The following is an 11,783-nucleotide window of genomic DNA, read 5'->3' as shown; positions in this document are numbered from 1 at the left end:
TTAAACAAAGATAAGCGGGATGAGAATATTTATTTATATTTGCAAAACTCATTTTTTCGATAATATTCATAGATAAAAACGATAAGGACATGGAACTGCGTCAATTGAAATACTTTAAGGAAGCTTGCGAATTACAGAACTTTTCAGAGGCAGCACGTGTGCTGCACATTTCTCAAAGTACCCTTTCACAGCAAATCAAACAGTTGGAAGACGAACTGGATGTGTTGCTGTTCGACCGTATTGGCAAACGGATTGTGCCTACGGAGGCCGGGCTGGCTTTTTTGCCATATGCTGTCAGGGCAATACGTGACGCGGAAAACGGGAAACAGATTATTCGCGACTTGAAAGGTATTGAGACGGGAGTACTTCATGTGGGAGTGACTTATAGTATGAGCCCGTTATTGATTGCGGCGTTGGGATTGTTTTCCAAGACCTATCCCAAAATAAAGGTGAATGTGAGTTTTGCTACTTCCGAAGAACTGCTGGAGAAACTGGAGGCAAATCAATTGGATTTTGTGCTGTCCTTTAAGCCTGAGGGGGTGTCTGAGCATCTGGAAACCATGCCTTTGTTTTCTTCCATGCTTTGCTTTATAGTGCATTGTTCCCATCCGTTGGCAGAATTGTCGTCCATTACCTTAAAGCGGCTTTCACAAACTCCCTTGATTCTGCCGGGGAAAGGGTTTGCCACTCGAAAAAGAGTGGATGATTTGTGCCAGAAACACCAGCTGGAGCTGACGGTAGGTGTGGAGATGAATGACGTGCATACCATCATTCATACCCTGCGTGAAGGCTATTGGGGGACGATTTTGACGCAGGCTGCTGTACGGGGAGAAGAAAATCTGGTACAAATTCCGATATTGTGTGCCGACAAACTGACTTCACAGGGCTTTTTGTTCTGGGCACAGGGAGATTACCGTAAGAAATCGGCATTGGCTTTTGCGGACTTTCTCCGGAAAGTGGCAGGAGGTGAAGAGAGAAGCTAAAAAATGATAAGGGTTAAAAAAGACAGGTTCCTGTTTCTCTTAATCCGTTCAGAATTATTAACTTTGCCAGTCGATAAAAATTAAAAACAGAAACACAGTGCTATGCCATTAAATTTACCCGATAAACTGCCCGCAATTGATTTACTGAAGCAAGAAAATATTTTCGTTATAGATAATTCTCGTGCCAGTTCACAGGATATTCGTCCGCTGAAAATTGTGGTGCTGAACCTGATGCCCATCAAGATTACTACAGAAACCGATTTGATTCGTTTGCTTTCGAATTCTCCTCTTCAGATAGAAGTCAGCCTGATGAAGTTGAAAAGTCATACGTCAAAAAATACGCCGGTAGAACACATGAAAGCTTTCTATCATGATTTTGAACTGATGAAGAATGAGAAATACGACGGAATGATTATTACGGGGGCACCAGTGGAACATCTCGATTTTGAGGATGTCAATTATTGGGATGAAATCACGGAGATTTTCGAGTGGACCCGCACGCATGTGACTTCTACTTTTTATATTTGCTGGGCGGCACAGGCGGGCTTGTATTATCATTATGGCATTCCGAAATATCCGCTGGAAAAGAAAATGTTCGGAATTTTTGAGCATCATATCTGCGACGGATTCCAGCAGTTGCCTATTTTCCGTGGGTTTGACGATGTGTTTTATGTACCTCACAGCCGTCATACGGAAATCCGTCGGGAAGACATCGAGAAGTGTGAAGGCTTGCAGGTGATTTCGGAATCGGTCGACTCTGGTGTACACATTGTGATGGCTCGCGGCGGACGTGAGTTTTTTGTGACCGGTCATTCCGAATATTCTCCTTATACTTTGGACACGGAGTATCGTCGTGACCTGGGTAAGGGACTTCCTATTGAAATGCCTCGAAACTATTATCGTGAGGACAATCCGGAGAAAGGGCCGCTGGTACGCTGGCGAAGTGTGGCCAACCTCTTGTTCTCCAATTGGTTGAACTATTATGTATATCAGGAAACTCCTTACGACATCAATCAGATAAAATAATGCTCAGACAACGTCCTATCGAACTGCTTGCTCCGGCAAAGAACTTGGAGTGTGGAATGGAAGCCATTAATCATGGTGCCGATGCAGTGTATATCGGTGCACCTCGTTTTGGTGCGCGTGCGGCTGCTGGAAATTCTCTGGAAGACATTGAAGCTCTGGTGCGTTACGCACATTTGTATCGGGTGCGTATTTACGTGACTGTCAATACAATCTTGAAAGATGAGGAGCTGGCAGAAACGGAGAAAATGATTTGGGATTTGTACCGGATTGGGGTGGATGCCTTGATTGTGCAGGATATGGGGATTACCCGTCTGAATCTTCCTCCGATTCCTTTGCATGCCAGTACGCAGATGGACAACCGCACTCCGCAAAAAGTGAAATTCCTGGCTGAGGCGGGTTTCCGTCAGGTGGTGTTAGCCCGTGAGCTGACGCTGGATGAAATTGCAAAGATTCATGCGGCGTGTCCGGATACGCCGTTGGAGGTGTTTGTGCACGGAGCCTTGTGTGTAAGTTATAGCGGACAATGTTATGTCAGCCAGGCTTGTTTTGGCCGTAGTGCCAACCGGGGAGAATGTGCACAGTTCTGTCGTCTGAGTTTTGACATGGTGGATGCCGACGGGAAAACGATTGCCCGAGGCAAACATCTGCTGTCATTAAAAGATATGAACCAGAGCGAGAACCTGGAAGCCTTGCTGGATGCCGGTGCTTCTTCCCTGAAAATAGAAGGACGGTTGAAAGATGTGGCCTATGTAAAGAATGTGGCGGCTTACTATCGTCAGAAACTGGATGCGATATTTAAACGCCGCAAAGAATATATACGTGCTTCTTCCGGCACGGTCCGGCTGGCTTTTCGTCCGCAATTGGACAAGAGTTTCAGCAGGGGCTTTACCGATTATTTCCTGCACGGACGTACACCGGATATTTTCTCCTTCCATACCCCGAAATCGCTGGGTGAGGAAATGGGAGTGGTGAAGGAAGTACGCGGCAACTATTTTACCGTGGCAGGTGTCAAACCTTTCAGTAATGGTGACGGACTTTGTTATCTGGATGAAGCGGGAAAACTGCATGGATTCCGGGTAAATCGCGTAGAAAACAATAAACTTTATCCGCAGGAAATGCCACGCCTTCGACCGAAGACCAAGCTTTACCGTAACTTTGACCAGGAGTTTGAGCGGGTGATGCAGAAAAAATCGGCAGAGCGGAAGATAGCCGTGGCCATGGCATTGGAAGAAAACAATTTCGGATTTACACTGACTTTGACCGATGAGGACGATAATAGCATCAGCGTGACGTTGCCGTACGAAAAAGCGCCGGCACGTACGCCACAGGCTGAAAACTTGAGAAATCAGTTGGGCAAGTTGGGTAATACGCCTTTTGAACCGGAACGCTTGGATATTTCTTTATCGGACGACTGGTTTATTCCTTCGTCAGTGCTTGCGGATTTACGTCGTACGGCAGTGGAGAAACTGCTGGAGGCTCGTTGTATCAACTATCCGCAGGAAAGAGTCCGTTTCCCGAAAACAGTTCACGCTTTTCCAGCAGGCGAACTGACCTATTTAGGTAATGTGATGAACGGCAAGGCACAAGCTTTCTATCATGACCATGGAGTGAAGCGCGTGGAATCGGCTTTTGAAAAGGAAGCACAGGCAGATGCGGTGCTGATGTTCTGCAAGCATTGCCTGCGTTATAGCATGGGATGGTGTCCGGTGCATCATAAGGTGAAGTCACCTTATCGTGAGCCGTATTACCTGGTAAGTACAGACGGACGACGTTTTCGTCTCGACTTTGATTGTAAGGTTTGTCAGATGAAAGTCTCATTGGATAATCGAGCATTTTCATGAAGCACTTACGATATTTTCTAGGCATACTCTTTCTGTTGCTGTGTATGACGGCCTGTCATTACCGCACCACCTTGTCTTCGGCTGTAAAGAATGGGTCGGAAGACTCGGTAGCCGTGTCGGTTCAGAAAGAACGTCCGTATGCATTGAACAGCAATTTTCGTGTAACAGCTGATACGCTCTGGTTGCGCCTGCTTCCGTTGCTCGACTCTATTCCGGTAAAGGAAGGAGATGAACTGGTGGTAGCTGAAATATCACTGCGTACGGAAATGCAGGATGATTCAGTGTGGGTGAAGGTGGCGCGTGACCAGGAAACCATGGGCTGGATTCCGGAACATCAGCTTTTGACACACATTGTTCCTGTAGACCCGATTTCACGCTGTATCCATTTGTTCAGTAATTCACATACCTTACCGTTCTTTCTGGTATTGGCAGTGTTCTTCCTTTGCTTTGTGTACCGTGCTGTACGGCGCAAGCAGATTAAACTCATCTGGCTGAACGATATAGACAGTGTATTTCCCATTACGTTGTCGTGGTTGCTTGTGGCGGCTGCCACACTTTATAACAGCATGCAGCATTTTGTGCCGGAAACCTGGGAGCGGTATTATTATGACCCGTCCCTGAATCCGTTCGACCTGCCTTTTGTGTTAGGACTGTTTGTGCTCAGTGTGTTTTTTATTTTGCTGTTAGGAGTCGCTTTGCTGGACGATTTGTTTCATCAGACCTCTTTTGAGGTGGCTTTCTTCTATTTGCTGGGACTGGCTTCCTATTGTATTTTTCTTTATATCTTCTTTACTTATTTATGGGTGTATCTGGCCTACGTTGGCTTTATCGGGTATACCTTGTGGTGTATTTATCGGCTTCGGAAATCTCACAGCTATCCTTATGCCTGCGGTTTTTGTGGCGCGAAGATGAGGTCGAAAGGTATTTGCCCGCACTGTGGAGCATTGAATGAGTAAGAATCGGTAGAATTTTGTAATTTTGCATTTTTCAAAATCAAAAATCTTAAAACGTATCAAATATGATTAGTATAGATGGACTGACCGTAGAATTCGGAGGGACCACCTTGTTTAGTGACTTGAACTTTCAGATTAATGAGAAAGACCGTATTGCTCTGATGGGTAAAAATGGAGCTGGAAAATCGACGCTTCTTAAAATTTTGGCCGGAGTTCGGCAGCCAACCCGTGGGAAGGTTACGGCACCAAAAGATTGTGTGATAGCCTATCTGCCACAACACTTGATGACGGAGGATGGTCGTACGGTGTTTGAAGAAGCCTCTCAAGCCTTTGCTCATTTAAAAGAAATGGAAGAAGAGATAGAACGGATGAACAATGAACTGGCCACTCGTACGGATTATGAGAGTGACTCCTATATGGCTTTGATTGAGAAAGTGGCAGCGATGAGCGAGAAGTTCTATGCTATCGACATGACGCATTTTGAAGAAGATGTGGAGAAGGCTTTGTTGGGACTGGGATTCTTGCGGGAGGATTTCAACCGCCCGACCAGTGATTTCAGTGGAGGATGGCGCATGCGTATCGAACTGGCCAAGCTGTTGCTGCAAAATCCGGACGTGCTTTTGCTGGATGAGCCCACCAATCACCTGGACATCGAATCTATTCAATGGCTGGAAGATTTCCTGATTAACAGTGCCAAGGCTGTGGTAGTAATCAGTCACGACCGTAAGTTTGTCGATAATATTACGACACGTACCATTGAAGTGACGATGGGACGCATCTATGACTATAAGGTCAACTATTCTCAGTATCTTGTATTGCGCAAGGAACGCCGTGAGCAGCAGATGAAACAATACGAGGAACAGCAGAAAATGATTCAGGAAACCAAGGATTTTATTGAACGCTTCAAAGGAACTTATAGTAAGACGCTTCAGGTGCAAAGCCGTGTGAAGATGCTGGAAAAACTGGAATTGATAGAGGTGGATGAAGAAGATACTTCCGCTTTGCGTTTGAAGTTCCCGCCTTCTCCGCGTAGTGGAAACTATCCGGTTGTCATGGAAGGAGTCGGTAAAACATATGGTAACCATGTGGTCTTCAAAAATGCCAATCTGACCATTGAGAGGGGAGATAAGGTGGCATTCGTCGGAAAGAACGGAGAAGGAAAGTCCACGCTGGTAAAATGCATCATGAATGAAATAGATCATGAAGGTACGCTGACGTTGGGGCATAACGTACAAATCGGATACTTTGCACAGAACCAGGCATCCCTTCTGGATGAAAATCTGACGGTGTTCCAGACCATTGACGATGTAGCCAAAGGTGATATCCGTAATAAAATCAGGGATTTGCTGGGAGCTTTCATGTTTGGTAGTCCGGAAGCTTCCATGAAAAAGGTAAAAGTCTTGTCGGGAGGGGAGCGTACTCGTCTGGCGATGATAAAGCTTTTGCTAGAGCCTGTTAATCTGTTGATTTTGGACGAACCGACCAATCACCTGGACATGAAAACAAAAGATATTTTGAAACAAGCGCTGGTAGATTTTGACGGTACATTGATTGTGGTATCTCATGACCGTGATTTTCTGGATGGGCTTGTAACAAAAGTGTATGAATTCGGAAACCAGCGTGTGAAAGAACATTTGTGTGGTATTTATGAGTTCTTAGAGACAAAAAAAATGGAGAGTTTGCAGGAACTGGAGCGTAAAAGTATCTGAGAACATCCTTTTTTATGGAAAAAACAGCCATTGGATAAAAAAAGTTCTCAAATGTTTTGCAGGTTTAAAATAAGTTGCTACCTTTGCACTCGCAATCGGGAAATGACCTTTGCAACGATGGATTGATTCGCTAGCTCAGCAGGTAGAGCACAACACTTTTAATGTTGGGGTCTTGGGTTCGAGCCCCAAGCGGATCACTCAAACAAAAAGCAAAACAATGAAAACCGCTGATAATCAATCATTATCAGCGGTTTTTCTTTTTATCCATACCGCAAATTGAAGCAGAATACCGCATCTTACTGGAGGTGAAATAGGTGGACTTGATTTCCACATAAAAACAAGTCCACCTGATTGGATTATATTTCACTGATTCTCTGCGTTTTGCATAAAACAAACTCTTTTCAAAACATGTATTTTTACACCATCAAAAAAAGAAGAGTATGGCAATGCAAAGAAACTATTTTACGGTATTGTTTTTCCTGAAGAAATCAAAGCTGCTTAAAAATGGAGAAGCACCAATCTGTATGCGTATCACAATAAACGGAAAACGTGCAGAGGTACAAATCAAGCGAAGTATAGATGTTACAAAATGGAATACGCAAAAAGAATGCGCGATTGGCAGGGAAAAGAAGTATCAAGAAATAAACCACTATCTTGATACGATAAGAACTAAAATCCTTCAAATTCACCGTGAACTTGAGCAGGACGGTAAACCTATTACAGCAGATATTATAAAAAATATCTATTATGGAGAACACTCTACTCCCAAAATGCTGCTTGAAGTATTCCAGGAACACAATTCGGAATATAGGGAATTAATGAACAAGGAATATGCCGAAGGTACTGTACTTCGATACGAACGTACAGCAAGATATTTGAAGGAGTTTATCAGTGAACAGTATAAACTGGCTGATATTCCATTAAAATCAATCAACTATGAATTTATAACCAAATTCGAACATTTCATTAAAATACAGAAAAACTGTGCGCAAAATGCGACAGTGAAATATCTGAAGAATTTAAAGAAAATCATCAAAACTGCATTGATAAAGAAGTGGATAACCGATGATCCGTTTGCAGAAATACACTTCAAACAGACCAAGTGTAACCGTGAATTCTTAAACGAAATGGAACTTCGCAAAATCATCAATAAAGATTTTGATATTCAACGATTACAAACCGTAAGGGACATATTCATCTTCTGTTGTTTCACCGGTTTGGCTTTCACAGACGTAAAGAATCTGAAAAAGGAACACCTTGTACAGGCTGATAATGGTGAATGGTGGATAAGAAAAGCAAGGGAAAAGACCGATAATATGTGCGACATTCCATTGCTGAATATACCAAGACTTATTTTAGAGAAATATCAGTCAAATCCAATCTGCAATGAAAAAGGATTATTACTTCCTGTTCCCAGCAACCAACGAATGAACAGTTATTTGAAAGAAATAGCTGATGTATGTGGTATTCAGAAGAATCTTTCCACACATATTGCAAGACATACATTTGCATCACTGGCTATTGCAAATAAGGTTTCCTTGGAATCCATTGCCAAAATGTTAGGACACACGGACATTCGTACAACTCGTATTTATGCCAAAATAATGAATTCTACCATTGCCAATGAAATGAAAGTACTGCAAAACAAGTTCGCAATATAATTTTCAACCATTATTTCATTTCTTACAGCAAATATCGCCCTTTGCCACTGACTGTGCAAGGCGGCCCTGTCGGGCTGGTTGGCTGGAAAAAAATCATCCTCGCTTCGCTCAGGGATTTTTTTCCGCCAAGCCTTGCACCGGTCATTGGCAAAGAACAGCCGGGCCAGTAAGAAATTGAAATACTGGCTCCACGGAGCCGGTCATGTCTAATTTAAATAAAAGAATATGACTGAAGAAGTTGGAAAGAAGGTATGTGAAGGTACAGTAGCAGACCTCATGAAGGACAAGACCGGAAAACAGACGGTTATCACGTTGACAAGAAAGAATGCTTACCGAGTGAAGAAAATCAGAGAACAAGGGACGGATGACGAAGCCGTCCTTTTTCATTTCCGTAAACGCTGTACGGGAATGGGGTCCTATGTACACACCATCGAAGCGGCAGACGGAGAAACAGAACTTCATCCGTCTGAATTTGAAAAATGGGAAGCTGTGGAATTCCTGTATCCCGGCTATCTGGAAGACCTGCTTGATGCTGCATACAACGCGTACAGATGGAGTTCCTTCGAACCTGAAGCAAGGGCGGAAACAGACATCATGCAATATGAAAAACAACTTGTAGAGGATCTGAAACAGATTCCGGAAGAAAAGCAGAACGAGTATGTCAGTGCATACCATAACAAGTTCTCCGCCCTGTTGGGCAGTCTCTCAAGATGTGCCAGTCCGATGGTGACAGGGCCTGCCAAATTCAACTGCCAGCGCAACAACAAGGCCTTGGACGCATACCAGAACAGATTTGATGAATTTCATGACTGGCGTAACCGCTTCAAGGCTGCCATGGAAAGGATGAAAGAGGCTGCCAAACCGGAAGAACAGAAGCAGGAAGAGGCATGGAACCGCCTGAAGCGTGACATTGCAAGCAGCGCACAGACCATTCATGATATTGATACCGGTAAAGCAAGAGGATACAGCCGTGCCTTGTTTGTCAGCAGTATCCTTAATAAAGTAAGCACCTATGCAGGAAAAGGAGAAGTGGAAATCGTACAGAAAGCGGTAGACTTCATTACAGACTTCAATGCGCAATGCAAGAAACCGGTTATCACTCCGCGGAACCGTTTCTTCCAACTGCCGGAAATGGCACGCCAGGCCAGACTGAAACTTCAGGAAATCAGAGAACGGGAAAACCGTGAACTGAAATTTGAAGGCGGAACGCTGGTATGGAACTATGAGGCAGACCGCCTGCAAATCCAGTTTGACAATATTCCGGATGACCAGAGGCGCAAGGAACTGAAATCATACGGTTTCAAATGGTCGCCGAGATACCAGGCATGGCAACGGCAACTTACACAGAATGCCGTATATGCAGTCAAAAGAGTGTTGAACCTTCAAAACCTATAAGACATGAAAGACCGATTGAAATATGTAATCGATTCCCGCTACTTCAACGGGACATGCCTGACAAGTATGAGTGACGGATTCCACAATGACTATGGTGGGGAAACAATCGAAGAACTGCGCATACGGGAAAACAATCCCTATCTGAAAGCCGTAACACCTTCTGATATAGACAAGAAGCTGCGGCTTTACCATAAGTCCCTGTCCGAACCGTTCAAGGAAATCACCGAAGAAGACTACTATGACCTGCTGGATGTACTGCCACCCTTGCGCATGAGACAAAACTCGTTCTTTGTGGGAGAACCGTATTACGGAAATATGTACTCTTTCTGCTTTACCCGTCAAGGAAGATATTTCAAGGGCCTACGTTCCATACTTACTCCGCAATCCGAACTGGACAGTCAGATAGACCGTCACATGGAAATCATCAACCGAAAAGCCGTGATCTCAAAAGAGGAAACAAGCAAAATGGTCACAACCGGAACCAGACTCATTCCCTATTATTTTTCACTGGACGGAAAACAGTCCGTATTCATCTGCAACCTTGTCATCCAATCAGATTCCAGACAAGCAAGGACGGACATGGCGAATACCCTGAAAAGTCTTCGCCGGAACCATTATCAGTTCTATAAAGGAAAAGGGCATTACGAAACTCCGGACGAACTGATAGACCATGTATCAGGAAAGAAGTTCACCCTTGTTTCTGACGGACATTTCTTTCAATATCCTCCCGGCAGGGAATCCGCAACTTTCATCGGACACATCAAGGAGACATCAGAGGAATTTCTTTTCCGGATCTATGACCGTGAATATTTCCTGTATCTCCTTAAAAGACTGAGGACCGTGAAAAAGGAATCGGCACAGGGACAAATAAATATCAAATCATAATATTCGGGGAATACGGTAACATGACTGCCGTATTCCCTCATAACAACAATACAAGTATGGACAAATCAAACACACTATACTGGGAAACAGCCACAGATCCGGCTGAGCGAATTGAAGTCAGACTGGTTCTGAACAGTTATACCGACAATGACAATCTGTATGCAGGACTTGAATCCAGGTCCAAAGTGAACCCGGAAAGCTGGGAATCATACACGGACATCACCGTCAACTTCAATTCCCTTCCCCCGTTCCATGCCTATGTGGACAGCAGGGACTGCAACAGACATGTACATGATTTCCTGACCAGTAACAGAATAGCGGAGCCTGCCGGATTTGAATATCAGGGATTCAGTATGTTCCGCTTCAATCCTGACAGGTTGAAGGAACTCGCACCCGAGCAGTTCAAGACAATCAGCGCCAAACTGCCACCACAGAATGACATGATAAAGGACATCATCTATCAGGAAAGACGTTTCCCTTTGAGAACTGTTCAAGACATTCACGGAATATATCTTGTTTCAAGCAAGGAACTGGAAGAATCTCTGATCGAAGGAGTACGGAACCTGGATGCTGCGGCAAATGAACTGCTGGATGGCATCTGCCTGTTCTGCTCCACACAGGAACTGCGCCATCTTACGGATGCGGAACTGATAGAAACAATCCATGCACAATAAAAAGGAGGAACAAATATGAAAACCGGAGACATTGTATTTCTGAAACGTCCCTATAAGGGATACCGTGCCGTCGAACTGATGGAAAGACTGGAATGCCGCTGGCTGGCCAGGATTGTCGGGAGCGGTCTTGAACTTGAGGTCTATGAAGATGAACTTATATCAGAATTCTAATACGGACAAAGTGTTATGGAAAAATATCAGTTTGCATTCCATTCGGAAATAATCGGCTATACCTCCCCACATATCGGGGAGGTCAGGAAAGCCATACACAGAAAAGTGGAAAAGGAAAAGTCTGCCGCCATAAAGAATGATATTGAACTGCACATGTACAAGGTGCATGACGGCATACCGGTTCTCCTTAACACCTGCTACCTGTACGATGAAAAAGGATGCATGGTACACGGAAGTATCAAGGGAACCAAGGATTATCTGCTTGAGACATGGAGATACCATACAAACAGACATTCCAAAGGCAACGGTTCCACAAGAATCAGGCCCTGCACGACAAGCAGGGCTTTTTCGTGTATGCTCGGCATGAGTATTAGCTAATGGGTGCAAGTCCCCAATGAGCCCTAATAGCGGGAATCATACAGCCAATAGCAAGGGTGTCCATCGCGAGGTGGAATCTGAAAGAAGCTGGCGGCAAATATCTGGTC

At 44.4% G+C, this 11,783-nt stretch carries 11 protein-coding genes and 1 tRNA gene; all 12 read left to right on the top strand.

The features are described from left to right. Window positions 1-89: 89 nt before the first annotated feature. The gene (locus ACMJ0U_RS04130; protein WP_417128368.1) at window positions 90-983 is read left to right on the top strand and encodes a LysR substrate-binding domain-containing protein; all 894 of its coding nucleotides are present in this window, start codon (window positions 90-92) and stop codon (window positions 981-983) included. A 102-nt stretch (window positions 984-1,085) separates the two neighbouring features. After that, entirely contained in the window at window positions 1,086-2,009 is a 924-nt protein-coding gene (metA, locus tag ACMJ0U_RS04125; RefSeq protein ID WP_417128366.1) for a homoserine O-acetyltransferase MetA, read from the top strand. Next, window positions 2,009-3,850, top strand: a complete 1,842-nt coding sequence (locus ACMJ0U_RS04120; RefSeq protein WP_417128364.1) for a peptidase U32 family protein — start codon at window positions 2,009-2,011, stop codon at window positions 3,848-3,850. The genes metA and ACMJ0U_RS04120 overlap by 1 nt, the downstream gene beginning before the upstream one ends. Beyond that, the gene (locus ACMJ0U_RS04115) at window positions 3,847-4,806 is read left to right on the top strand and encodes a hypothetical protein (RefSeq protein ID WP_417128363.1); all 960 of its coding nucleotides are present in this window, start codon (window positions 3,847-3,849) and stop codon (window positions 4,804-4,806) included. The genes ACMJ0U_RS04120 and ACMJ0U_RS04115 overlap by 4 nt, the downstream gene beginning before the upstream one ends. Window positions 4,807-4,868: 62 nt before the next feature. Further along, window positions 4,869-6,512 carry an ABC-F family ATP-binding cassette domain-containing protein gene (locus tag ACMJ0U_RS04110; RefSeq protein ID WP_417128362.1) on the top strand — a complete coding sequence of 548 codons (1,644 nt, stop codon included), beginning with the start codon at window positions 4,869-4,871 and terminating at the stop codon, window positions 6,510-6,512. Window positions 6,513-6,636: 124 nt separating this feature from the next. Further along, window positions 6,637-6,709: transfer RNA gene (locus ACMJ0U_RS04105), tRNA-Lys, on the top strand. 243 nt (window positions 6,710-6,952) lie between these two features. Then, window positions 6,953-8,173, top strand: coding sequence for a site-specific integrase (locus ACMJ0U_RS04100; protein ID WP_417128360.1), 1,221 nt, complete (start codon window positions 6,953-6,955; stop codon window positions 8,171-8,173). Between the two features lie 225 nt (window positions 8,174-8,398). Further along, on the top strand, window positions 8,399-9,568 hold the full coding sequence (locus ACMJ0U_RS04095; protein ID WP_304200807.1) for a hypothetical protein: 1,170 nt from the start codon (window positions 8,399-8,401) through the stop codon (window positions 9,566-9,568). 3 nt (window positions 9,569-9,571) lie between these two features. Then, the gene (locus tag ACMJ0U_RS04090) at window positions 9,572-10,453 is read left to right on the top strand and encodes a hypothetical protein (protein WP_039848345.1); all 882 of its coding nucleotides are present in this window, start codon (window positions 9,572-9,574) and stop codon (window positions 10,451-10,453) included. A gap of 56 nt (window positions 10,454-10,509) precedes the next feature. Then, entirely contained in the window at window positions 10,510-11,127 is a 618-nt protein-coding gene (locus tag ACMJ0U_RS04085) for a DUF4313 domain-containing protein (RefSeq protein ID WP_417128359.1), read from the top strand. A 15-nt stretch (window positions 11,128-11,142) separates the two neighbouring features. Beyond that, window positions 11,143-11,298 carry a hypothetical protein gene (locus ACMJ0U_RS04080; protein WP_417128357.1) on the top strand — a complete coding sequence of 52 codons (156 nt, stop codon included), beginning with the start codon at window positions 11,143-11,145 and terminating at the stop codon, window positions 11,296-11,298. A 15-nt stretch (window positions 11,299-11,313) separates the two neighbouring features. Then, window positions 11,314-11,676, top strand: coding sequence for a hypothetical protein (locus tag ACMJ0U_RS04075; RefSeq protein WP_417128356.1), 363 nt, complete (start codon window positions 11,314-11,316; stop codon window positions 11,674-11,676). The last annotated feature ends 107 nt before the right edge of the window (window positions 11,677-11,783 follow it).

Origin of the sequence: Phocaeicola sp., from assembly GCF_048170425.1 — a bacterium.
Classification (GTDB): domain Bacteria; phylum Bacteroidota; class Bacteroidia; order Bacteroidales; family Bacteroidaceae; genus Phocaeicola.
This window is presented reverse-complemented; position numbering and strand designations above follow the sequence as displayed.